This window comes from Streptomyces sp. NPDC015127, assembly GCF_043080095.1.
Lineage (GTDB): Bacteria > Actinomycetota > Actinomycetes > Streptomycetales > Streptomycetaceae > Streptomyces.
Genome location: NZ_JBIBVE010000031.1, coordinates 19194 through 41646 on the forward strand (window position 1 = coordinate 19194; position 22453 = coordinate 41646).

A 22453-nucleotide genomic window follows, 5' to 3' on the forward strand; every position below is an offset into this window, starting at 1 on the left:
CAGACCAGGGCACTGCGGGCCGTGACAGGCTCGGTGCCTGTCCGTTCCCAGCGGCGGCCGATGACGCCGGAGCGTGATCGCGGCACAGGCCCGTGCGTGTCCGCAGGTCTGCCCTCCCTTTGTGATCGGCTTAGGTGTGCGTGGGGCACGGCAGCCTCCTCGCGTGGGGGTTCCGGCGGTGTCGGGCCGAACGGACCCGCTCGTCATCCACCACGACGCACACCGCCTTCCCCGTGTCGCGCATCTGTGCCAGCACCTCGTCGACCCGCTGGCCGGCCCGGCAGATGAGCACGTCGCGCCGTGCCACGGCCCCCGCCGACAGCGCCTCGGCCGACCGTCCCTCCGCGGGCCATCCGGCTGCCAGCCAGTCGGCCTTCCCGGGGACGTGGTCATACACCTCGCGGAAGCCGAGTTGCTCGAGCCGGGCCGCGGTCCGGGGACTCATGTCGCACATCCAGTCCCAGCAGTACACGACCATCGGCCTGTGCCGATCCAGCCGTATCGATGCCTCACGGTCCAGATCCCGCAGCCACAGGTGCACAGCACCCGGCAGATGCACGTCCTCGTACTCTTCGCGGGGCAGCACCTCCACCAGCTGCGCCCCCGCCTCGGCGAGGCGCCGCACCTCGTGCCTGTCCATCAGCCGTGTGGGCATCGCTCCCATCTCCTCATTCCGATCGTGGGGTGCAAGGGGCAAGGCACGCAATCAATGTCAGATCTTGTCGCGCCCAAATCTCCTGAGCAGCCCACAACACGGCCATCGCTCTCGAGTCCACCCGAACCCATCGCTATGCCTGTGGCGCGCTTGTCCGGGCCCCCAGCCGTGCGGAGCCGGTGCGGCGGCCGGCTGCGAGCGGGCAGGTCGGCAGGACGAGCGGCGCCGGTGCCCACCCGTCACTCCGTTCACTGCCCTTCCAGCACCAGGAGTGGCCGCCGGAGTGAGCATCGTTCGGGAGCACAATGGGAAGGAGGATGGGGATGAGATGAGGGCATGTACGACAACCCCTTGGCCTCGGAGAACGCTGCGACTGCCGTTGACGCACGGGGCCTCGTGGTGGCATGGAGCCGCGCTGCCCGACTGCTTCTCGGGTACGAGCCGGGCCAGGTGATCGGACGTCCGGCGTCGGATCTTCTTGCCGGTCGCCTTCCGGACTCGGCCTGGCGGAGCCTCTCGCAGCAGGAGCCGTGGACGGGGCGGATCGCGCTGCGCGACCGGGACGGCCACACGATAGAGGCCGATGTGCGGGCCTTCCCGTTGGTGGGTGCCGATGACCACGTCGAGTGGTTCATCCATGCTGTCCCGCAGGACGCCGACGGTGCAGACCTCGCCCTGCAGCGTCGCCTGCTTTTGTATCACCGGCCCGCGCAGCCGGCAGTGGAGACGGCGATGCGTTACCTGCCCGCGGATCCGCACGCCGGTGTGGGCGGCGACTGGTTCGATGTCATCCCGCTTTCCGGCGCCCGTGTGGCTCTGGTCGTCGGCGATGTCGTGGGCCACGGCATTCAAGCCTCCGCCACCATGGGCCAGCTGCGCAGCGCGATCCGCACCCTGGCCGATGTCGATCTTCCTCCCGATGAGCTGCTGACTCAGCTCGACGATCTCATCCTCGAAGAGATCGAGGAGGGCATTGAATCCGCCGGGGAGGTCGGCGCGACGTGTCTGTACGTGGTCTACGACCCGGTGTCCCGCCACTGCACCCTGGCCGGCGCCGGGCACCCCGCGCCTGCCGCCGTCCTGCCGGACGGCTCCGTGGAGTTCCTCCCTGTGGTCCCAGGCCCTCCTCTGGGCGTGGGCGGCCTGCCCTTCGAGGCCACCGACATCCGCCTGCCCGAAGGCAGCCTGCTCGTGCTGTACACGGACGGACTGGTCGAGACCCGCGACCGCGACATCGACACCGGAATGCGGGAACTCGTGCACGCCCTGGCCGAACCCGAACCGTCGCTGGAAGCCACTTGCGATCACCTCGTCACGACGTTGCTGCCTGAGCGACCGGGCGACGACGTCGTCCTGCTCGTGGCCCGCACCCATGCCCTGGGCCGCTCGCACGTGGCCTCCTGGGACCTGCCCGCGGCGCCCGTCGTCGTCGCCGACGCGCGCCGGCGGGCCACCGACCAGCTCACGACCTGGGGACTGCAGGATGCCGCCCCGACCACCGAGCTGATCGTCAGCGAGTTGGTCACCAATGCCATCCGGTACGCCAGCGCCCCCATCCAGCTGCGGCTCATTCGCAACACCGCCCTGATCTGCGAGGTCTCTGACGCCAGCAGTACGGCTCCTCACCCGCGCCGTGCCCGTGTCCTGGATGAGGGCGGGCGTGGCCTGTTCCTGGTCGGCCAGCTCGCCGAGCGCTGGGGTACCCGTCACACGCCGACAGGCAAGACCATCTGGGCGGAGCTGACCCGCCCCCTCCCTCGCTCCGGGCCCTGGCGTATGCCCGCGGGGAGGCCACACACGGCGGATCACGTGGTGGGACCGCGCAACGACCAGCGTGTACCCTGCGCGTCCGACCGATAGGTTCCGCCCGGCCCACCCAGGAGGCGGCTCCGACCGGATCACGGTGGAGCCGTAATCGTTCCGGTGTGAAGGAGGCAGGAACGTCGGCCGTCTGCCTGCACGGCCATCCCTGTCCCCGCCCCCTTCGGAGGAGCTCGGATGCGATGCGGGGGCTTTCGCCTCAGCGCCGTACGAACCGGCCTTCTGCGGCATAGAGCCGGCAACCGCCGCGCGGCAGGCAGCGGCGGGGGTCTGCAGTGCGAAGCCTGCGGAGTGAGGAGAGTCCGTCCCTGACGTTCCGAGAATCCTGGCTGATGTGCGCGCACAGGGTGAGTACGGGGATACGCCGGAGACATGAGCGTCACCGAGGCAGTGCTGGCCACCCTTGGCGAACGCCTGCAGCCCGGCGTAGCGGATCGTCCGGCCGACCAACTCCCCACCGAGCTCGCCAAGGTTCTCATGGACGCGGCGAACAACGCCCCGGCAAGACCTGGGGGTGCACGAGTTCGTCAAGCAGGTGGCCGAGGCCACCGGCGACGACGAGGAGACCGCCCGCGCGCACGCCGAAGCCGTGCTCACCGTGCTCGCCCAGACCGTCTCCGGTGGGGAGCTGAACAAACTCATCAGCCGGCTTCCGGCCGGCTACGCCGAACTCTTCGGCCACCCTGAACTGACGTGACACGGCATGCTGGGTTGACGTGACGCGGGCATCCGAGCCGGGCCCGGTGCCATCACGGTTGGCCGCCCGTCCGGCCTGTGCGCCCGGGGTGACACCACGCGGTGATAAGGCCGGTGAGTCAGGAGCGCATCAGCAGAGCATTCAGCGGCTGGTCTCTGTGCAGGCAGCTGATGGCGCCGGCGAGCAGCGGGGCCACAGATCGCTCGTGCAGCGGCGGTTTTTGCGTCTGCTCCAGGGCGAGGGTGTCGGTGACCAGGACGCGAGACAGGGGCAGCCGTGCCAGTCGGCTGCGGGCGTCTGCCACCAGCAGGCCGTGGCCCGTGGCCACGGTGATGTCCGTTGCGGCCCCGCGGGCGAGGAGAACCTGGACGACCGCTTCTACCGTCGCGCCCGTGCTGATCATGTCGTCCACGATGACCGTGGGCCGGCCCACGACTTCGCCGACCAGTTCGCCGGCCTGCACGTCTGCGCCTCAGTCGCCACCGTGTCCCGGGTCGCCCGGGTCGCCCGGGTCGCCCGGGGATTCGGGGCTTTCGCGTCGTCTGTCCGCGCGGTCCTCGCGTGCCAGGGCGGGAATGATGCCTCCAGCGAGGACGGTGCGGCGGCGGCTGTCGGAGAGCCGGTGACGGACCTGATAGGTCTCGTCCCTGGTGGTGTTGTGCAGCGGCAGGAGGGCCTTGGCTCCTGGGGCCAGTGCAGAATGCAGGTTCTCCAGTCGCAGTCGGTCGCCGGGGTCGATGCGGTCGTAGTCGGCCGGATCGGCGAACTCCAGCGGCAGAACACCGAAGTTGGCGAGGTTCTGCCAGTGGATGCGGGCGTAGGACTTGGCGACGACCGCGCGCAGCCCCAGGTGGCGCGGGGTGATCGCGGCGTGCTCGCGGGACGAGCCCTGCCCGTAGTTCTCCCCGCCGACGACGATGTGGTGGCCGGGCCTGCCGTCGGTGGCCGGCTCGGCGGCGCGCCGCGGGTAGTCGGGGTCGATCCGGGTGAAGGTGAACTCGGCGAGCTTGGGGATGTTCGAGCGGTACGGCAGTGCCTTGGCACCGGCCGGTGAGATCTCGTCGGTGGAGACGTTGTCGCCGCACTTGAGCAGGACGGGGCCCTCCACCACGTCGGGCAGCGGATCGAAGTGGGGCAGGCCGGAGATGTTGGGGCCGCGTTCGAGTTCGGCGCGGGCGGCCTGCTCGGGTGGCAGCGGAGGCTCGAGCATCGCGCGGTTGACCGATGCACGCTCGGGAAGGCGCAGCCGCGGGTAGGGCACGCCCTCCCTGGCTGCCCAGTCACGGGGGTCGGTGATCTCGCCGCTCAGGGCGGAGGCGGCGGCCGTCTCCGGGGAGCAGAGCCAGACCGCGTCCCGTTCGGTGCCGGAGCGGCCGGGAAAGTTGCGCGGGAAGGTGCGCAGGCTGTTGCGGTCCGCGGCCGGGGCCTCGCCCATGCCGATGCAGCCGAGGCATCCGGCCTGGTGGATACGGGCACCCGCGGTGATCAGGTCGAAGGTGGCACCCATCGTGGTGAGATCGGCGAGGATCTCGCGGGAGGTGGGGTTGACGTCGAAGCTGACGGCGGAGTGGGTCTGGCGGCCGGTGACGATGGCGGCGGCGATGGCGAAGTCGCGCAGACCCGGATTGGCGGAGGATCCGATGACCGCCTGTCCGATGGGCTCGCCGCTGACCTCCCGCACCGGGAGGACGTTGCCGGGCGAGGTGGGGCGGGCGATGAGCGGTTCGAGTGAGGAGAGATCGATCTCGTCGGTGAGGTCGTAGACGGCGTCCGGCTCGGCGGCGAGCTCGCGGAAGTCGGTCTCGCGGTCCTCGGCACGCAGGAACGCGCGCACCGCGGAGTCGGAGGGGAAGACGGAGGTGGTCGCGCCGAGCTCGGCGCCCATGTTGGCGATGACGTGCCGGTCCATGGCGGTCAGAGCGGCCAGCCCCGGGCCGTGGTACTCCAGGATCCGGTGGACCGCCCCCTTGACGCCGTGCCGCCGCAGCATCTCCAGCACCACGTCCTTGGCACTCACCCACTCCGGCAGGTGTCCGGTCAGCCGGATGCCCCAGATCTCCGGCATGGTCACGTGCAGGGGCCGTCCGGCCATGGCGAGGGCGACCTCCAGGCCGCCGGTCCCGAGGGCGAGCATGCCGAGCGACCCGGCGGCGCAGGTGTGCGAGTCCGAACCGGCCAGCGTCTTGCCGGGAACGCCGAAGCGTTGCATGTGGGTGGGGTGGGAGACGCCGTTGCCGGGCTTGGAGTACCAGATGCCGAAGCGACGGCAGGCGGAGCGCAGGAAGGCGTGGTCCTCGGCGTTGCGCTCGTCCGCCTGGAGCAGGTTGTGGTCGACGTACTGGACGCTGACCTCGGTACGGACCCGGTCCAGACCGAGGGCCTCCAGTTCCTGCATAACCAGGGTGCCGGTGGCGTCCTGAGTGAGGGTCTGGTCGATCCGCAGAGCGATCTCGTGGCCCGGCTCCATCCGTCCGTCGACCAGATGGTCGGCGATGAGCCGGTGCGCCAGCGTGCCGTGGGAACGCGTCACAACGCCCAGGGTGCGCGCGCCGCTCCCTGGGCGGCAAGCTGACGAGCATGCCCGATTGGCCGCCGGTAGTCGTGCCTCGCCGTACACGGCGTCCGGCAGCAGGAACTTCACCGGCTCCTGGTGAGGCCCGTGGCCGCCTTCAGTTGGATGGGCTGGAGAGGACTGCCCGCCGGACGACACGGTCAGGCGCGTTCGAGGCGGGGGTCCACGTGTGGAGGTGTCCCCAGCGGGTACCCACCAGGGCGCCACCAGCCACGTCGCGGCCGTACAGCGCGGAGGTCGCAGAGGCGACACAACGGCATGTGAACGGTGAGACCGGTGCATGAGACGTTTCGGCTCGGACACATCGCCGGCATCCGTGTCGGCGTCCACTGGAGCGTCCTGGTCATCTTCCTGATCATCGCGGTGGGCCTGTCGGAAGGTCGGCTGCCCGAGGCCCACCCGGGACGGCCTCTGTGGCAGTACTGGCTGGTGGGCATCCTCACGGCCCTGGTGTTTTTCGGCTCGCTGCTGGCCCACGAGGTCGCCCACGCGGTCGTCGCCCGGCGCAACGGCATGGAGGCGGACAGGATCACGCTGTGGCTGCTCGGCGGCGCCGCCCGGCTGAAGGACGAGGCGCCCAGTCCGGGCGCGGAACTGCGGGTCTCGGGAGTGGGCCCGCTGGTCAGCCTCGTCCTGGGCATCGTGTTCGCGGCGCTGGCGGTCGTGCTGGTGGCAATGGGGCTGTCCGGCCTCACCGTCGAGGCGGTGGCGTGGCTGGCCGCGATCAATGTGCTGCTCGCCGTGTTCAACGCCCTCCCGGCCGCTCCGCTCGACGGCGGCCGGCTGCTACGGGCGTTTGTGTGGTGGCGTACCGGAAACCGGCTGCGGGCCACGGGGGTCGCCACCGCCGCCGGCCGTGTCCTGGGCTGGTTCCTCGTCCTGGTGGGCGTCTACGAAGTCCTCATGGGCGCACTCGGTGGGCTCTGGCTGGCACTCATCGGCTGGTTCCTCGTCGCCGCCGCGACGGCCGAAGGGGGGCAGGCGCAGATGAAGGAGGCGCTGAACCGGGTCTCCGTACGCCAGGCCATGACATCCGATCCGGTGTTCACTCACCCCGGGCTGCCCCTCGCGGAACTCCTGCATGACCCCGCCTTCCGCTACCGGCACTCGGCCTTCCCCGTTTTGTCCGACGATGACGGTGCGCCGGTGGGACTGGTGACCGTCCACCGTGCCCAGGAGGTCGCGGAACGGGAAGGGGAGAATGCCACCGTCGCGGACGCCATGTTCCCCATGGGCGAGGTCGTCACCACCGGTCCCGACGAACCCCTGGGCGCTCTGCTGCTCGAACTGGAATCCTCGCCCGCGCGCCGCGCACTGGTGATCGAGGAGGACCGACTGGTGGGGATCGTCTCCTCGTCCGACATCAACCGAGTGCTCACCTGGCTCACCTCGACGCCATGGAACAGCGGCGCCGACCCGAGGCGCGGTTACCCGACCTGACGACGGTGCGAGCAGCCCCCTGACCGGCACCTGCTCACCACAAGCTGCGCACCGCATGTCCAGCACGTACCGTCGGACCTGTGACGGTACGTGAGGGAACATACGGCTTCGGGCCCTCGACCGGCCGCCTGCTGGTGAAGACCGGCCGAGCCGGAATGGGCCGGAAGGCGGGGCACGACCTGACGATCGAGGCCACCCGATGGTCCGGCGAGGCGGTGGTCGTCGCCGACGATCCCGGGGCCTCGTCGGTGACCGTGACCGTCGAGACGGGATCGCTGACCGTTCGGGAGGGAACCGGAGGGCTCAAACCCCTCACCGACGCCGACAAGGCGGAGATCAAGCGGACCTTCGAGGGCGAAGCCCTGCTGCACACTGCGGAACACCCCACCATCACCTTCCGCTCCACCTCAATCACGGGAACGCTGGAATCCTTCGAGATCATCGGGGACCTCTCCATCAAGGGCCGGACCCATCCGGTGACCGTGCACGGGGGCAGCGACGGCGATGGCATGGTGTGCGGTGGGGCGACCGTCACGCAGTCCATCTTCGGGATCAAGCCGTACTCCGCGTTCCTGGGCGCGCTGAAGCTGGCGGACGAGGTCCGGATCGAGTACGTGGTGACCGAGCTCGAACCGCTGACCGGCCCTGGGCAGGCACCCAAGTAGCCGCGCGGAAGCGACCTCGGCCCGGGCCTGGGGCCGTGCGCGCGCTCGCCGTTGCCGGCCCATTCGTGATCGTCTCCTTCGAGTTCGGCCTTGGGACTGGTGGGCTCGCATGTTGAGGTGTCGTATTCGTGGCTCCATGACGCTGAGTGAGCCGTCAAGGGCCGTTGATCGAGGTCTGGGATGATCGCGCGGTGAGTGATGCGAGGCTGCTGGCCGCAGAGGCTGTTGAGTCACATGTCCGGGCGTTCTTCGAGGGGCACTCCGTAGAGGTCGTCGACTACGACCTCGGGCTGGGACGGCGAGAGGTGGTGCCTGCTCTGCAAGTTCTCGTTGTCGGACCTGGCCCCCGCAGCGACAGCTGGGCCTATGTGACCGCCGGGTGCTGGGCTGCGATGGAGAAGGACGGTCATGGTCTTGAGTTCGTCATGACCGCCCACGTCCGCGACCAGCGGTTCATCGAGCTCATGGCGATGATCGCCTACTACCACTGCGGAGGGCATCAGCTTGATGTGGAGCACAGCATGCCGCTCGGTGAACCATGGGTGCCGGCTTCGACCTGCGATCACCTGCTGATCAGTCTGCCCTATCTCCACGGACCCGACCTTGAACATTGTCCTGTTCCCGGGGGCCGCGCCCGCATCTTGTGGACCCTGCCTGTGACGACCGCCGAGATCGAGTTCCGCAGGCATCACGGACACGAGGCGTTGGAGCAGCTCTTCGACGAGGCAGGGATCATCCCCACAGATCCCTTCAGGACATCGGTCGCCTGAGTTTCCAGCCTCCGGTGCTCACCGCTTGTGGTCGCCAGGGGCGTATCGGCTCCAGGTTCCGCCGGCTTCGGTGACCAGCCGTGTAGTGGACTTGTCGTGGTAGCCGAGCGCCTTCGCAATGACGGGGGCCGGGGCCTGGTGGACGAGTTGGCGGATCGCGGACGCCCTGCCGCACTGCGGCGGGACGCCGATAGCCAAGTCAGGCAAGTACACGAAGTGTTTCGGGCGAAACACTTCGTGTACTTCCGTGCGGGGCGACGTGCCGCGCCGTGGGGGTACACCACGGGTCAGCAGCAGCGGGAGGAGCCGGGTGGGCACCACGGAGCGCCCCCGGCCGTCAGGAACTCGGTGCATCCCGCGCTCCGCCAACATATTCGCCGCGTTCCTCACCCTCGCCGCCACACTCACCTGCTGGAAGAAGCCCGTCACGTGACACTCTTGCGCAGGAAGGTCTCAAGCCGTTCGGCGAAGCCCGGTGCTGCGGCGACGAAGTGACCAGCGCCCGGATGCACGCTGCGCTCGCCACCGAGCGCATCCGCGAGAGCGTCGCAGATCCGCTCGAGCGCGGCCGCATGGTCTCCGATGGTGCAGGCTCACTGTGGTGTACCGGCTGCAGGGTCGGTCTCGGCGCGGAGGTGATTCGTGACGTCGACGACACCGTCGACGCTCCCGGACAGGCGTACGGCGATGGGGATGAGGCTGTTCTGCGGCACGGTGCCGCTGAGCGTCACGCGTCCGTCGGTGACCTGGACGGTGACAGCGCCGGGGTCCAGGCCGAGGGTCCGGGTCAGAACCTCCGTCGTGATCTCCTCGCGGATCGTCGGGTCTCGCCGCAGGAAGACGTGCAGCAGGTCACCACGGCTGATGATGCCCACCAGCTGCCCCGCGTCGTCCACGACGGGCAGCCGCTTGACGTGGTGGCGGGCCATGGCGCGGGCTGCCTCCACGACCGACCACTGCGGTCGCGCCGTCACGGCCGGGCTGGTCATCAATCCCTCGGCGGTCAACGCGTGGGCCTTGGCGCGTTCCGCGGACAGTACGTGCGCCGGGGCCAGATGTCCGCCCGGATCAGCCTGACTCTCCTGTTTGCGCAGCAGGTCGGCCTCTGAAACCACGCCGATCGGGCGAGCCTGGTCGTCGACGACCGGTACCGCCGCGATGCCGTGCTCCGCGAGGTGCTGGACGATGTCCTTGAAGCCTGTGTCCGGCCGCACGCTCACAACCGCTGTGGTCATGAGGTCGCCGACCGTTCGATGCAGCATGCGACCGCTCCCTCCTCAGGCGCTCGCGGCGCGGATCCTCTCTCCACTGTCCGCCCCTTGGAGAGCCCCCGCACTGTCCCGGCGGCAGTCACGGCAGGCACCTCGGCGTCGCCCCAGAGGTCAAGTGCTCACCGACAAGCGGACCCCAGGGCGGTGATGGTGGCCGTCGCGGCCGCGGGCGTGTTACGCACCACGACGGCGGCGCGAGCTGGGCCCCGTCCAACTCGGGCTTCCGGAGATCGCGGGCTACTGGTCGTGCGTGTGCGGGACGGTGATGACCGGGCAGCGTGCGTGGTGCAGTACGCCCTGACTGACAGAGCCCAGCAGCATTCCGGTGAAGCCGCCGTGCCCGCGTGTGCCCACGACCAGGCCGAGGGCGTGTTCGGACACCTCGGTGAGGACCTGTACCGGGTGGCCTCTTACGACCTCGTGGTGCAGTTCCACCTCCGGGTGGGCGGCGGCACGCCCGGCTACTGTCTCCGACAGCAGCCTGCGGCACTCCTGGAGGGCCGCGTCCTCGTCCGGGGCGCCGAGCCGCGGAGGCTGCCACACGTACAGGGCCCGCAGGGCCGCGCCGCGCAGGGCGGCCTCCTCGAGGGCGAAGCCGACGGCGGCGTCCGACTGAGGGCTGCCGTCGGCTCCGACCACGAAGTACGGTGGCTGCTGGGTGATGTGTTCCGGCTCCGGTACGACCACCACCGGGCAGGGCGCTTGGGCGATGAGCGGCAGGGCGACCGAGGCCGAGGTGAAAAGCTCCTGGACAGCACTCAGGTGCCAGGTACCGAGCACGATCTGTGCGGCGTTCTGCGCCTGTTCGCGCAGTACCCACGCCGGATGTCCCTCCGCCAGCAGCGCGGACACCCGCATCCGCGGATGCCGGGACTCCACGTAGGCCACCGCATCGTTCAGCACGCGATTCCCTGTCGCGTGCAGCGCCTCGTTCCACTCCTCCCAGGACGGCCGGCCGCCCGTCGGCCGGTAGCCGGGGGTCGGTACGTTCTGCGCGAGGACCAGCAGCAGTGGCAGTTCCCGTCGGGCCGCCTCGTCGGCGGCCCAGGCGAGCGCCGTGCGTTTCCCCGGATCGGGGTCGATGCCGGCCACGATGGGTTTACGTCCTTCTGCATGCGTCATCGCCGACTCCCAGTCGTCTCGTCGACCGGCATGTGCCCCGGTGCCGGCCTGTGCGGGTGCCGGCCGCAGCAGCCGGCTCCGTCCCTTCCGGCGCAAGGCTGCTTCTACAGGCCCTGAGAGAGCAGGATTTCGTGGGCGAGTCGTGCGCCGCGTGCCCCTTCCTCGGGCGGAACGTCCTCCGACGGGATGTCCTCCAGCCCACGGGCGAGTGCCCGGATGGCCTCGGCCAGGGTCGCGACCTGTGCTTCCAGCCGGCTCAACCGGGCTTCCGGCCCGGGCGCGGCATCGGGTTCAGGGGAGTGGTTCTGCGTCATGTCGTGCTCCCTTATGAGGCGGTGACGGGCCGGCTCCTCACTGGGCGGGGCGATCAGGCCGTAGTGCATCTGTCGTCATGCCGGTGGGGCTACCCGTCTGTTCTTCAACTGGGCGCTCCCCGTGACGGATTGCTCGACGTTGACTTCGTGCCCGGTCAACGATCTGCGCACGATGAGCGAGCGGCGCATGGCAGTTGCCGGTCTGAGGGGGACTGTCGGGTCCCAGCCCGCGCCCCGCCGGGGCGTCGCGTTCCCGCCGGTCGCGGACTCCGCGCGCAGGAGCGAGGTCGCTGCCCGATGCCAAAAACGGCGCTGACTGACCAGGGAGTTGACTCCATGCTGGTACCTACCGCGTGCGTGGAGCTGGGTCAGGCAGTCGGCTGGAGGAGGAGTGCGCGGATGTCGTGCGGAAGTTGCTCCAGTGCCGCCTCCAGCTGCCCGGGCGAGACGTGCTCGCGTACGACGGCGGTGACCGCGGGAACGATCTGGGGCACTTCTTCGGCAGTGACCCGCGCTTCCTGGACGAAGCGGTTCACGTAGCCTTCGCGGTCGTACTTGATCGGTACTGTGCTGGGGTCCCAGCCGTCGTAGTAGGCGCCCCGCAGCAGGTCGGGGAGCTGCGCGGCGAAGTGGGCGGCCACGTCGACGGTGAGCCGGTCGCGGAGCGTGTGCAGCCAGGTGCGCAGCACCCGGTGGGCGAGGTGGCGGTCCTCTGTTCCCAGAGCTTCCGACACCGCTTTGAGCCAGATGTTGGCGGTGTGGATGGCGTGTTCGAAGTCGAGTGGATGTGTGGGAGGCATCGGTCTTGCCCTTCCGGTCTTCCGTGGCGCCCATGCGCTTGCGGGATTGCCGCGCCTCCGGGCGGGCGGTCGGCACTGGGAACGGTCGGCTCAATCAGAAGTGGGGAGGGCGCGGGTGGCACCTGCCCGGTGGCGTACCGCATGTGCAACGCGAGCTGCGCGCGGTGGCTTCTCTGCTCTGTCCTAGGCTCCATGCTAGGGCGGACGGAACTGGTTGGCAGCCGCGCCACTGCCCGGCATCACAGGCCACATCGCTCGCCGCCCCGGCTACGCCGACGTGATCTCTCTCGCCGACGAGCAGCCACCCGAGGAGGGCAGGCCGTTGCTGGCGACGGTTATGCGCAACGGGCGGCGCACCGGCAGGAGACCCACGCTCGACGAGTGCCGGAAGAGACTGGCCGCGGACCTGGCCGAATTGCCGTCGGCGGCCCGCCGGATCCGAGCCCCCGCAGCGCCCCGTGCGACGGCCTCCGAGCGGCTGAGCGCACTCGCCTCCCGGGTCCGGCGCCGTATCGGGGAGGAGACGTCGGCGCCCACCGCGCGGCCCCCGAGCCCAGAACAAACCGCATCCGGATCACATCGGTCCCTACCGAAGTGAGGAGCACAGTGATGCCACCTACGGTGGAATGGAGAGTTCGCCTCCGCCTCTTCGAGGATGAGGGAACGACGAAGGCGCGCGTGGTGCCGGATACCGGGACCACGGCGCTCACCGGCCGCGGGGTTGCGCACTGCAATCCGGCGGACACGAATGTGCCGGAGATCGGCGACGAACTGGCGGCGGGCAGGGCCATGCGCGATCTCGCCCAGAAGCTGTTGGACGCTGCGGAGCGCGACATCGAGGGCATGGGCGCGATGGCGCTGAGCACCCGCCAGGCCGTCGGATGGCCCGTGTGACCGATGGCGGCAGGCCGATCTGGACGGCCCGAGGCCGACTGGCGAGTCAGGCCCGGTGCGCGGCGCGTCCGTACAGGACACCTTCCGGGTGGCGGTCGGATGCCCTTGTGCGGGCCGTGGTCACGACGGCGTTCGGCCTACCGCGACGAAGCCGTTCGACCCCTTGTGAGTCGACGGCCGCCGTGGGTTCGCCGGCGCGCAGACCGGCTGGATGGAGGTTCCGTCACCCAGAAACCGGGCCAAGTCGTATCGCGAGGGGTCGGCATGGCCCGAGCGGGCCGTCAGACGATCGGCACGACGGCGACCGGGCACGGTGCGTGGTGCAGCACCGCGTGCACGATGGAGCCCAGGCGCAGTCCCAGGCGTTCGGCAGGGGGATGGCGCGGCACAACGAGCATGGTGGCGTGGGACGAGGCGTCCACAAGCGTGGCGGCGGCCGGGCCGCTGATCACTTCCGTGTCCACGTGCACTCGGGGATAGTCCGCGATCGGCCGGGCGGCGTGGTTCAGCAGCTGTGCGTGCAGGCGCTGTTCCTCGGTCATGTCGACCTGGGCGGTCGTGGCGACGAACGTACGACGGGACGGTCCCGATGGGGACTCTGGGGGAGGAGGAAGAGGCGTATCACTCAGCTCAGTAGACATGCGTACGCTTTCTGCTCGGTGGAAGGCCGATCGCCGTACTCATCGGCGCGCTTGCAGGAGAACTGGCGTCGTCCACGACGCCTTGTGAAGGGTCGGCCCGCCCTGTCGTTCGGCGATGACGGGTGTGGCGCCGGCCATCCAGGGTTCTGGGCCGGCTGGTCCGACGCACCGATCAGGCGCAGACCATGCTTGGTCCGGTCCGGTCCGGAAGCTGCCCGACGCGTGTTTGCGGGTGTCAGCCGGCCGGCTTGTGTGTCTGTTCGGAAGTGCGCGGGCCGGTGGTGGAGGTGCCTGACCAGCTGGCGAGGATGCTCAGGGCTTCCGCTGAGGGAGAGGCGGGTTCCGGGGTGTAGATGACCAGGGTCTGGTCGGGGTCGCCTTCGACGGCCAGGGCCACGAAGTCGAGGGTGAGGTCGCCGACGAGCGGGTGGTGGAGGCGTTTGACGCCGGAGGTGTGGGCGATGACGTTGTGGTCGGCCCACAGGCGGCGGAAGGTGTCGCTGCGCAGGGACAACTCTCCTACGAGTTCGGTGAGTTGCGGGTCGTCGGGGTGGCGTCCGGCGTACAGGCGCAGTGCGGCCAAGCAGTCACTGGCGACCTGGTCCCAGTCGGTGTACAGCGTGCGTGCTGCCTCGTCGAGGAAGACGAAGCGGGCGAAGTTGCGCTCGCGGCGGGGCCGGGCTTCGAAGTCGGTGTAGAGGGCGTAGGCGAGCCGGTTGGCGGCCAGCACGTCCGTGCGTCGCCCCTGGACCACTGCGGGGACGCTGAGAGAGTCCAGGGTCCGGTACAGGACCGGATGGACCCTCTGCGGGGCGAGGGGGCGCTTGCGGCGAGTCCGCGCGGTGGTGGGCTGGGTGAGGTCGAAGAGGTGGGCGCGTTCGGCATCGTCCAGCTGCAGGGCGCGGGCGACGGCCTCCAGGACGGTCTCGGAGACGCCCTGGGTGCGGCCCCGCTCCAGGCGGACGTAGTAGTCGACGCTGACCCCGGCGAGCTGGGCTACTTCCTCGCGGCGCAGTCCCGGTACGCGGCGGGGGCCGCCATGTGGGGCGAGGCCGGCCTGTTCGGGGGTGATCCGGGCCCGGCGGGTGCGCAGGAACTCACGGATCTCACTGCTGCGGTCCATGGATCCACCGTACGGCGGCCTGCCGCCGCCGGGGCCCTTCAAAGGGGTACTGGCAGACCCCCTGAAGGGCCGTACCTCATAGGCGGGCCCGCGGGCGGTTGACGGGTGGTTGTCTGGACAGCGGGCCGACGGTACGGCTCACGGCATACGCAAGATGATCTCGATGTGCGAAGCATGTGCGACACAGGCACATAGGAGATCGGCGGTGCCCCCCTTTCCCCCTCACACCATCCGTCTGGAGGAGACGACCATGCCCATGGCAGCGACACTGACCCGCACCGTCGCACTCGTCACCGGCGCGAGCAGCGGGATCGGCGCCGCCACCGCCCGTCGGCTCGCCGAGAACGGGGCCTTTGTGGCGCTCGTGGCTCGCCGCAAGGACCGCCTGGAGGACCTCGCCGCCGAGATCGTCAAGGCGGGCGGCACAGCGATGGTGGTGGCAGCGGACATCACCGACCGCCTCCAGGCCGAGGGGACCGTACAGCAGGTTCTCGAGCGGTTCGGACGGCTGGACACCCTGGTCAACAATGCCGGCCTGATGCTCCTGGGCCCCGTCGTCGGCGCGGACGCCGAGGAGTGGGACCGCATGATCGCCATCAACGTCCAGGGCCTGCTCTACACCACCCGCGCCGCCCTGCCGCATCTGCTGCAGGCCGCCGAACAGGGCCCGCGCCAGGTGGCCGACATCGTCAACATCGGCTCGTACGCCGGCCGCGTGGCGAGCAAGGGCTTCGGCGTCTACAACCTCACCAAGTTCGGCGTGAACGGCTTCACTGAGTCCCTGCGCCAGGAAGTCACCCAGCGCCACGTGCGCGTCGGTGTCCTCGAGCCGGGCGCTGTGGAGAGCGAACTGGGCACGCACAACAAGCCCGAGATCCGTAGCGAGATGATCGACCCCTACTTCCAGGGAACCGAGGTCCTCGCGGCCGAGGACATCGACGACGGCGTCGCCTACATGGTCACCCGTCCCCGCCACGCCGCCGTAGGCGAGCTGTGGATCATGCCCACGGAACAGGGCTGACCCCATCCACGCTCGGCAACACAACGTACTGGCGCCTCATTCGGCGCCCGAAAGGAATCTCTCATGAGTAAGGTCATTTTCATCACCGGTGCCGGACGCGGTCTGGGCACGGACATCGTCCGCGAGGCCCTCGCGGCCGGCCACCAGGTCGTCGCGACCGGCCGCCGCTCCGAGGAAGTCGAGAAGACCCTGGGCGGTCCGCACGACAACCTGCTGGTCACCAAGCTGGACGTCACCAGCCTGGACGACGCGCACGCGGCCGCGCAGGCCGCCGTCGACCGCTTCGGCCGCATCGACGTCCTGATCAACAACGCCGGGAATTTCTTCGCCGGCTTCTTCGAGGAGATCTCGCCGGAGGACATGCGCCGGCAGATCGAGACCAACCTCTTCGGCCCGATGAACGTCACCCGCGCAGTCCTGCCCGTCATGCGCGGTCAGCGCGACGGTCATGTCATCACGATGTCCTCGATGGCCGGCCTGATCGGCCAGGAATTCGTCATCGCCTACGCCGCCTCCAAGTTCGGCGTCGAGGGCTGGATGGAATCCCTGCGTTACGACGTCGAGCCGTACAACATCCGCACCACGATCGTGGAGCCCGGCTACTTCCGCACCGAGCTGCTCGTGGACGCCTCCACCACCTGGCCCGAGCCGACCATCGACGACTACGCTGAGCGCACCGCCGCGACGGTCGAAGCCTGGAAGGGCATGAGCGGACAGCAGCCCGGCGACCCCGCCAAGCTCGCCCGCGCCCTGCTGACCCTCGCCGGCCAGGACCAGCCGCCGCTGCGCTTCGTCGCCGGTGCCGACGCCATCGAGGGCGTCTCGGCCAAGGCACGGGAACTCCTCGCCCAGGCCGAAGCCTCCCGCGAACTGGGTGGCAACCTGGCACACGACGACGCTGCCTGAGCGGCAGCTCCGAACAGGGCGGGCTCAACCCGTCGGTCGCATCAGTCGAATGCAACGCCAAGCACAACATCGGCACGAGCTGACCTGCTGCCTCGACCCGCACCGTCAGGTGCGGGCCGCTGTGGGGTTATGCAGCCGTGCCGTAAGCGCTCCGTTCTCGTACGTACGCCGACGCGCCGCCAGCGCGCGCCAGGAGGAAATACTGGTATGCAGCCCCTCATCGACAACGCCCGATCCTTCCGTGAGCAGTGCGCGGAGCGTCCTGAGGAGTTCGCCCGGCTGGCCCATGGCCAGTCCCCGCACGTCTTGTTCATCACCTGCTCCGACTCCCGGGTCGTCCCGGCCTTGATCACCGGGGCTCGGCCCGGTGACCTCTTCGAGTTGCAGACCGCGGGCAACATCGTCCCCCCTTACCCCTTCCAGCAGCCCACGGGCGAGGCGGCCACGATCGAGTACGCGGTGGAGGTGCTCGGGGTCACGGACATCGTCGTCTGCGGCCACTCGCACTGCGGCGCCGTCGGAGCACTCGTGCGGGGTGAGGACTTGACCGCCGTGCCCGCGGTGCGCGACTGGCTCACGCACGCGACTCCCCGTCCCCAGGGGGAGGTTGATGACCCGGCTGTCGCCGAGGCCGTGCAGAGCCATGTGCTGACTCAGTTGCTGCGGCTCCGCTCGTACCCTTGCGTCGACAAGCGCCTGACAGGCGGGCAACTGCGCCTGCACGGCTGGTTCTACGAGGTGCACATGGGATCCGTACTGGCCCACGACGCGCAGTCCGACACCTTCAAGGCGCTGTGAGGCCCGCCATGAATCTCGGAACGAAGTTTCCTCATCTGCGGCAGGATTTCGCCGCCTCGCTCGTCGTCTTCCTCGTCGCCCTGCCGCTGTGCGTCGGTGTCGCTGTGGCTTCCGGCGTTCCGGCGGAACTGGGCCTGGTCACCGGCATCGTCGGCGGTCTCGTCACCGGCATGATGCGGGGCAGCAGTCTCCAGGTATCGGGTCCGGCCGCCGGACTGACCGTGCTGGTCTTCGAAGCCGTCCGCACATTCGGGCTGCCGGCACTGGGCGTGATGGTGCTGGCCGCCGGGCTCCTTCAGCTCGCCATGGGTGCTCTAAAACTGGGGCGCTGGTTCCGGGCCATCTCGGTCTCGGTCGTCGAGGGCATGCTCGCCGGCATCGGACTCGTCCTCATCGCCGGCCAGCTGTACGCGGCAGCAGGCATGGACGCCCCGGCATCCGGTCTCGGCAAGATAGCCGGACTCCCCGAGATTCTGGTCGAGGCCGCCGTCAGCACCGCGGCACTCGCGTCGCTCGCGATCGGTGCCGGCACCATCGCGGTGATGGTGCTGTGGAAGCGGATGTCGAAGCGGGCACAGGCCGTACCGGGCGCGCTCGCCGCGGTCGTGCTGGCCACGCTCGCCTCACTCGCGTTCAGCGCCCCGGTCGCCACGGTCGAGGTGCAGGGTCTACTCGGTGCCGTCCAGCCGCCCGGGCTCGACGCTTTCGCGGAGCTGGCGAACGTGAGCCTGCTCGGAACCGTCCTGGCCTTCACCCTGATCGCCTCCGCCAAGAGCCTGTTCAGCGCGGCAGCCGTCGACCGGCTGCACGACGGACCCCGTACTGAATACGACAAGGTTCCGCGGCTCCGCAGCCTGAGCACCGCCCCCAGGGGGTATCCGAGCTGGGGTACGGCAAATCGGCGGCGACAAGTACCCATCAATGCCGCATAGGTTCGCTCCGCACGGGCACGCGCATCGAAGCCACGGCGGACGGCCGAAGGCCCTCGCCGGGACACGACTTCCGAGGCGCGACAGGCGGGATCATGAACACCACGGACGGCAAAGGCGGTACGGCCGCCGAGAAACGCATCGATGTTTCCACGGCCATGCGCCGTGCCTCCGACCAACTCGCCGAGTTGCTCCGGTGCGAGCCCGGCGCCGTGTCCGCGCTGCGTGCCACCGACCAAGGGTGGTGCGCCGACGTGGAGGTCGTCGAACTCGAGAGAGTCCCCGACACCATGAGCGTGATGGCGTCCTACCACGTCGAACTCGACGCCGACGGATGGCTCGTCGCGTACGAGCGCAGGCACCGGTACGCGAGAGGGCAGATCGACCGCCGCTGAATCCACCGGGCCCGGCCTGTCCGGAGCGGCCGGCCGGGCCCGCACCAGCTCATCGGATGGAGTTCTGCTGTGACACTCGTCCAGCAAAGCAGCAACGCAACGACCGGCGGAAGCGGCTCGGGAACCCTGTACGACGTCCTCGAGCTCATCCTGGACCGAGGGCTCGTCATCGACGCCTTCGTACGGGTCTCCCTGGTCGGAATCGAGATACTCAAGGTCGACGTGCGCGTGGTCGTTGCCAGCGTCGACACCTACCTGAGGTTCGCCGAGGCGTGCAACCGGCTGGACCTCGAATCCGGGCGCAAAGCGCCCAGCCAGCTCACGGACATCGTCGGCGACGCGACCGAGAGCGGCGCGAAGGGCAAGTCGAAGGGCGCGCTGAGCGGCGCGGTGGAAGCCGTCACCGACACGCTCAAGGGCAACCGCGACGAACCCGAGGAGGAGCCGCGCAGGCGCTCCACGCGCAAGACCTCCGCCTCTCAGACGTCCGCGAGCCGGGGGGAGTGACCTGTGCCCACCTATGTGTACGCCATCACCCGGGCCGACCACCCGCTGCGGCTGGACGGCGTCGACGGTGTAGGCGACCCGCCGGCGCACCTGCGAACGGTCACGGCACGGAACCTCGCGGCCGTGGTCAGCGAGGCACCGCCCGGCCTGAGGGCCAAACGGCGCGACGTGCTGGCCCACCAGAACGTGATCGAGCGGCTGATGGACGACGGCGCGACCCTGCCGATGCGCTTCGGCCTGCTCGGTCCCGACGACGACCAGGTGGCCGCCGTCCTCGAACAGGAGCAGACCGGCTACAGCGAACGGCTCGCCGAGCTGGACGGCCACGTCGAGTTCCATCTCAAGGTCTCCCGCGACGAGGACGACCTGCTGCGCGAGATCATGACGCAGTCCGACGAGATCCGGCGGCTCAACGAGCGCACACGGATCGACCCCTCGGCCCACCAGGAGCGCGTGGCGCTCGGGGAGATGGTCTCCGACGCGGTCACGGCCCGGCGGCAGAGCGAGGCCGAGGAACTGGTGGCCCTGCTGGAACCGGCGGCCGCGCGGACCGCCCGGGGCGAGCCCGCCGCGAGTGTCTTCCTCACCATGTCGTTCCTCGTCAAGGACGACGAGGCGGCGGCCTTCTCCCGGCTCGTCCGGGAGGAGGCGGAGAGGCGGGGCACCGCCTACCGGCTCACGCTCACTGGGCCGCTCCCGCCGTACAGCTTCGTCTGACCGTCCCGGACCAAGGGAGCAGCCATGGGCCTGATCACCGGCCTTTTGACCTTCCCGCTCGTCCCGGCCCGGGGTACCGCGTGGGTGCTCGACCAGATCGTGCGCGCCGCGGAACGCGAGTACTACGACCCGGAGCCGGTGCTCAGGGAGCTGGCAGCACTCGAGAGGGACCTGACCGGTGGGCGTATCGGAGAAGAGGAGTTCGACCGGCGGGAGGACGAACTCCTCGACCGGCTGGAGGAGATCGAGGCCCACCGGCGCGGAACGCGCGGCCCCTGACCGGCCCCGCACGGCCCCGGACGCGCGCCGGGGCGTCCTGCGGCGCGAGAGAAAGAGGTGCACGAGCAATGACGGACAACGCAGGTGCGGGCGCGGCCCTGGCAGCCGATCGCGGCACGTCGCCGGGCAGGGCACCGGCGGTGCGGAGGGGACGGACACCGTGACCCACCCACTCGCCGGCCGCACGGCCGCTTCCCCCTACGGACCGCAGGGTTCGTCGGCCAATCTCGCCGACATCCTGGAACGTGTCCTGGACAAGGGCGTCGTCATCGCGGGCGACATCCGGATCAACCTGCTGGACATCGAGCTCCTGACCATCAAACTCCGCCTCCTCGTCGCCTCCGTGGACAAGGCGAAGGAGATGGGCATCGACTGGTGGGAGCACGACCCGTCGCTGTCCTCCCGGGCGGCGGCGCCGCGGCAGGAGGGACTGGAGGGGGAGAACGCCCGGCTGCGGGCCGAACTCGCCGAGCTGCGGGCGGCGGCCGGACTGCCGGAAGCGCCCGTCGGCACGGCCCCGGACCGGCACGCCACGGCAGAGAGGAACGAGCAGTGAACACCGTGACCGGCAGCCGCCGGACCGGCGACGAACTGTCGTACGTGTACGCGGTCGGCCGGGACCACGACGCGCTGGGACGCACCGCCCTGCTCCTCGCCGGTGTGGACGACCGGCCCGTGCGGGTGGTGGCCCGCGCCGACGGCCTCGCCGCCCTCGTGTCGCGCGTACCGGCCGACACCTACGGCGAGCAGGGCCTGAAGGCACAACTGGAGGACCTGGCCCGGCTCGAAACGATCGCCCGCGCCCACCACGCGGTGGTCGACGTCGCGTTCGCGGCGGCGACGGTCCTGCCCATGCGGCTGGCCACGGTGTACCGGGACGACGACCGCGTGACCGCGATGCTCGAGGAACGGCACGACGAGTTCGACGGGCTGCTCCAACGGCTCGACCGGCACGTGGAGTTCGGCGTCAAGGTCTACGCCGACCCGAGCGGCGTTCCCGCACAGGAGCCACAGGAGCCGCGCGAGGAACAGGCGACGGTGAGCCCCGGCCGCGCCTATCTCCAGCAGCGGCGGGCGCAGCGGCGCGCCGGCCGGGACGTCCGCCGGGCTGCCGCGGAAGTGGCGGCGGACGCCGCCATGGCGGTCCGCGATCTCGCCCCGGAACGGGTGGTGCACCGCCCCCAGCAGGGCGAACTGTCCACCCGCGCCGGGGAGAACGTCGTCAACGAGGCGTACCTCGTGCCCGCGCACCGTGCGGAACGGTTCCGTTCCCGGCTCGACGCGCTCGTCCGTGACACCCCGGGCGTACGGATCGAGGTCACCGGTCCCTGGGCCCCGTACTCGTTCGCGACCCCGGTCGCCGACGGTGGCGCGGCACGATGAGCGGCGAGCCGGACCGGACGGGCGCCACCGCGAACGGCACCCCCGCGGGCCCGCCGGTCGCGCTCATCGACCTGCTGGACCGCCTCCTCAACGGGGGAGCGGTCCTCACCGGCGACCTCGTCCTGTCCGTCGCGGACGTGGATCTGGTGCACATCAATCTCCGCGCCGTCATCCGGTCGATCACGGCGGACGAGCCAGGACCGTGGTGAGGTCACATCGAAGGAAGTCCCGGTTCGGCCCCTCGCGCATCATGCTGGTCTGCGACGACAGATAGAACACCCTGCGCAGGCGGCGGCTGTAGCGTTTGGGACGGTGCAGGTTGCCGGTCCGGCGCCCGGAGTCACGGGGCACGGGCACCAGCCCGGCCGCCGAGGCCAGATGGCCGGCATCGGCGTATGCGGCGAGGTCGCCTGCGGCGACGACGAACTCCGCCCCGAGTATCGGCCCCATGCCGGGCAGGGACTCGATGATCTCCGCCTGCGGGTGGCTTCGGAACGTCTCGCGGATCTGCCTGTAGATCCGCTTGAGCCGGTCGTCCAGTGCCAGGATCTGCATAGCCAGGTCGGCCACGATCTGGGCCGCGACGTCCTCGCCGGGCAGCGCGGTCTGCTGCGCCTGGGCGGCTTCCAGGGCGGTGACGGCGACCGCGTCGGCGCCGCGCACGCTCCGGTTGGCAAGCCAAGCCGTCAGCCGGGCCCGGCCGCGGCGGCGGATCGCTGCCGGGGTCTGGTAT

The 22453-nt window shown here is 70.0% G+C and carries 25 protein-coding genes and 5 pseudogenes; 19 read left to right on the forward strand and 11 right to left on the reverse strand.

The annotated features are described in order from the left end of the window. Positions 1 to 130: 130 nt before the first annotated feature. On the reverse strand, positions 131 to 655 hold the full coding sequence (locus ACF08N_RS35125; protein WP_392328800.1) for a rhodanese-like domain-containing protein: 525 nt from the start codon (positions 653 to 655) through the stop codon (positions 131 to 133). A 336-nt stretch (positions 656 to 991) separates the two neighbouring features. Between ACF08N_RS35125 and ACF08N_RS35130 the strand changes: the two are divergent. The 3 pseudogenes from ACF08N_RS35130 to ACF08N_RS35140 form a co-directional block, all read left to right on the forward strand. Beyond that, positions 992 to 1279 (forward strand): annotated as a pseudogene (locus ACF08N_RS35130) (PAS domain-containing protein); the annotation flags it as partial. Between the two features lie 45 nt (positions 1280 to 1324). Continuing rightward, positions 1325 to 2410 (forward strand): annotated as a pseudogene (locus tag ACF08N_RS35135) (SpoIIE family protein phosphatase); the annotation flags it as partial. Between the two features lie 438 nt (positions 2411 to 2848). After that, positions 2849 to 3173 (forward strand): annotated as a pseudogene (locus ACF08N_RS35140) (DUF2267 domain-containing protein). A 118-nt stretch (positions 3174 to 3291) separates the two neighbouring features. Here the strand turns inward: ACF08N_RS35140 and ACF08N_RS35145 are convergent. Next, positions 3292 to 3636: a hypothetical protein gene (locus ACF08N_RS35145; protein ID WP_392328801.1), complete on the reverse strand. Its 345-nt coding sequence runs from the start codon at positions 3634 to 3636 to the stop codon at positions 3292 to 3294. A 9-nt stretch (positions 3637 to 3645) separates the two neighbouring features. Further along, on the reverse strand, positions 3646 to 5640 hold the full coding sequence (locus ACF08N_RS35150) for an aconitate hydratase (RefSeq protein WP_392328824.1): 1995 nt from the start codon (positions 5638 to 5640) through the stop codon (positions 3646 to 3648). Between the two features lie 381 nt (positions 5641 to 6021). Here ACF08N_RS35150 and ACF08N_RS35155 point away from each other — a divergent pair, with 381 nt between their 5' ends. The 3 genes from ACF08N_RS35155 to ACF08N_RS35165 all read left to right on the forward strand — a co-directional run bounded on the left by ACF08N_RS35155 (position 6022) and on the right by ACF08N_RS35165 (position 8620). Then, entirely contained in the window at positions 6022 to 7185 is a 1164-nt protein-coding gene (locus tag ACF08N_RS35155; protein WP_392328802.1) for a site-2 protease family protein, read from the forward strand. An 80-nt stretch (positions 7186 to 7265) separates the two neighbouring features. Then, the gene (locus tag ACF08N_RS35160) at positions 7266 to 7850 is read left to right on the forward strand and encodes a YceI family protein (RefSeq protein ID WP_392328803.1); all 585 of its coding nucleotides are present in this window, start codon (positions 7266 to 7268) and stop codon (positions 7848 to 7850) included. 191 nt (positions 7851 to 8041) lie between these two features. Further along, positions 8042 to 8620: a suppressor of fused domain protein gene (locus tag ACF08N_RS35165; RefSeq protein ID WP_392328804.1), complete on the forward strand. Its 579-nt coding sequence runs from the start codon at positions 8042 to 8044 to the stop codon at positions 8618 to 8620. Positions 8621 to 8638: 18 nt separating this feature from the next. On the opposite strand, the gene ACF08N_RS35170 is transcribed toward ACF08N_RS35165, so the two are convergent. From ACF08N_RS35170 to ACF08N_RS35190, 5 genes are all read right to left on the reverse strand, one after another. After that, entirely contained in the window at positions 8639 to 8827 is a 189-nt protein-coding gene (locus tag ACF08N_RS35170; RefSeq protein WP_392328805.1) for a hypothetical protein, read from the reverse strand. Positions 8828 to 9213: 386 nt separating this feature from the next. Beyond that, complete coding sequence (locus tag ACF08N_RS35175) at positions 9214 to 9882, reverse strand: CBS domain-containing protein (protein ID WP_392328806.1); 669 nt, start codon at positions 9880 to 9882, stop codon at positions 9214 to 9216. A gap of 246 nt (positions 9883 to 10128) precedes the next feature. Beyond that, complete coding sequence (locus ACF08N_RS35180; RefSeq protein WP_392328807.1) at positions 10129 to 11013, reverse strand: universal stress protein; 885 nt, start codon at positions 11011 to 11013, stop codon at positions 10129 to 10131. Positions 11014 to 11117: 104 nt separating this feature from the next. Continuing rightward, on the reverse strand, positions 11118 to 11327 hold the full coding sequence (locus tag ACF08N_RS35185) for a hypothetical protein (protein WP_392328808.1): 210 nt from the start codon (positions 11325 to 11327) through the stop codon (positions 11118 to 11120). Positions 11328 to 11695: 368 nt separating this feature from the next. Further along, positions 11696 to 12127, reverse strand: a complete 432-nt coding sequence (locus ACF08N_RS35190; RefSeq protein ID WP_392328809.1) for a DUF2267 domain-containing protein — start codon at positions 12125 to 12127, stop codon at positions 11696 to 11698. 277 nt (positions 12128 to 12404) lie between these two features. On the opposite strand from ACF08N_RS35190, the gene ACF08N_RS35195 reads away from it, so the two are divergent. Together ACF08N_RS35195 and ACF08N_RS35200 are read left to right on the forward strand one after the other, a co-directional pair. After that, positions 12405 to 12725 carry a hypothetical protein gene (locus ACF08N_RS35195; protein WP_392328825.1) on the forward strand — a complete coding sequence of 107 codons (321 nt, stop codon included), beginning with the start codon at positions 12405 to 12407 and terminating at the stop codon, positions 12723 to 12725. An 11-nt stretch (positions 12726 to 12736) separates the two neighbouring features. Further along, positions 12737 to 13021, forward strand: a complete 285-nt coding sequence (locus ACF08N_RS35200; protein WP_392328810.1) for a DUF1876 domain-containing protein — start codon at positions 12737 to 12739, stop codon at positions 13019 to 13021. A 281-nt stretch (positions 13022 to 13302) separates the two neighbouring features. Here ACF08N_RS35200 and ACF08N_RS35205 read toward each other — a convergent pair whose 3' ends face one another. After that, a complete protein-coding gene (locus ACF08N_RS35205) occupies positions 13303 to 13563 on the reverse strand; it encodes a universal stress protein (RefSeq protein ID WP_392328811.1) in 261 nt (86 codons plus the stop codon). 334 nt (positions 13564 to 13897) lie between these two features. Then, on the reverse strand, positions 13898 to 14785 hold the full coding sequence (locus tag ACF08N_RS35210) for a helix-turn-helix transcriptional regulator (RefSeq protein ID WP_392328812.1): 888 nt from the start codon (positions 14783 to 14785) through the stop codon (positions 13898 to 13900). A 256-nt stretch (positions 14786 to 15041) separates the two neighbouring features. On the opposite strand from ACF08N_RS35210, the gene ACF08N_RS35215 reads away from it, so the two are divergent. From ACF08N_RS35215 to ACF08N_RS35265, 11 genes and pseudogenes are all read left to right on the forward strand, one after another. Beyond that, on the forward strand, positions 15042 to 15806 hold the full coding sequence (locus tag ACF08N_RS35215) for an SDR family NAD(P)-dependent oxidoreductase (RefSeq protein ID WP_392328813.1): 765 nt from the start codon (positions 15042 to 15044) through the stop codon (positions 15804 to 15806). 63 nt (positions 15807 to 15869) lie between these two features. Then, positions 15870 to 16712 (forward strand): SDR family oxidoreductase, encoded by an 843-nt coding sequence (locus ACF08N_RS35220; protein ID WP_392328814.1) that lies wholly within the window; start codon positions 15870 to 15872, stop codon positions 16710 to 16712. A 207-nt stretch (positions 16713 to 16919) separates the two neighbouring features. Continuing rightward, a complete protein-coding gene (locus ACF08N_RS35225) occupies positions 16920 to 17510 on the forward strand; it encodes a carbonic anhydrase (RefSeq protein ID WP_392328815.1) in 591 nt (196 codons plus the stop codon). Positions 17511 to 17518: 8 nt separating this feature from the next. Further along, positions 17519 to 18346 (forward strand): annotated as a pseudogene (locus ACF08N_RS35230) (SulP family inorganic anion transporter); the annotation flags it as partial. A gap of 188 nt (positions 18347 to 18534) precedes the next feature. Next, positions 18535 to 18834: a gas vesicle protein gene (locus ACF08N_RS35235; protein ID WP_392328816.1), complete on the forward strand. Its 300-nt coding sequence runs from the start codon at positions 18535 to 18537 to the stop codon at positions 18832 to 18834. Between the two features lie 69 nt (positions 18835 to 18903). After that, entirely contained in the window at positions 18904 to 19341 is a 438-nt protein-coding gene (locus tag ACF08N_RS35240; RefSeq protein ID WP_392328817.1) for a gas vesicle structural protein GvpA, read from the forward strand. A 3-nt stretch (positions 19342 to 19344) separates the two neighbouring features. After that, positions 19345 to 20058 (forward strand): GvpL/GvpF family gas vesicle protein, encoded by a 714-nt coding sequence (locus ACF08N_RS35245; protein WP_392328818.1) that lies wholly within the window; start codon positions 19345 to 19347, stop codon positions 20056 to 20058. A gap of 24 nt (positions 20059 to 20082) precedes the next feature. After that, the gene (locus ACF08N_RS35250) at positions 20083 to 20337 is read left to right on the forward strand and encodes a gas vesicle protein GvpG (protein WP_392328819.1); all 255 of its coding nucleotides are present in this window, start codon (positions 20083 to 20085) and stop codon (positions 20335 to 20337) included. A 160-nt stretch (positions 20338 to 20497) separates the two neighbouring features. Further along, positions 20498 to 20893 carry a gas vesicle protein gene (locus ACF08N_RS35255; protein WP_392328820.1) on the forward strand — a complete coding sequence of 132 codons (396 nt, stop codon included), beginning with the start codon at positions 20498 to 20500 and terminating at the stop codon, positions 20891 to 20893. Then, the gene (locus ACF08N_RS35260; protein WP_392328821.1) at positions 20890 to 21720 is read left to right on the forward strand and encodes a GvpL/GvpF family gas vesicle protein; all 831 of its coding nucleotides are present in this window, start codon (positions 20890 to 20892) and stop codon (positions 21718 to 21720) included. The genes ACF08N_RS35255 and ACF08N_RS35260 overlap by 4 nt, the downstream gene beginning before the upstream one ends. Further along, entirely contained in the window at positions 21717 to 21929 is a 213-nt protein-coding gene (locus tag ACF08N_RS35265) for a gas vesicle protein (RefSeq protein ID WP_392328822.1), read from the forward strand. The genes ACF08N_RS35260 and ACF08N_RS35265 overlap by 4 nt, the downstream gene beginning before the upstream one ends. Before the next feature lie 13 nt (positions 21930 to 21942). On the opposite strand, the pseudogene ACF08N_RS35270 reads toward ACF08N_RS35265, so the two are convergent. Next, positions 21943 to 22453 (reverse strand): annotated as a pseudogene (locus tag ACF08N_RS35270) (transposase); the annotation flags it as partial.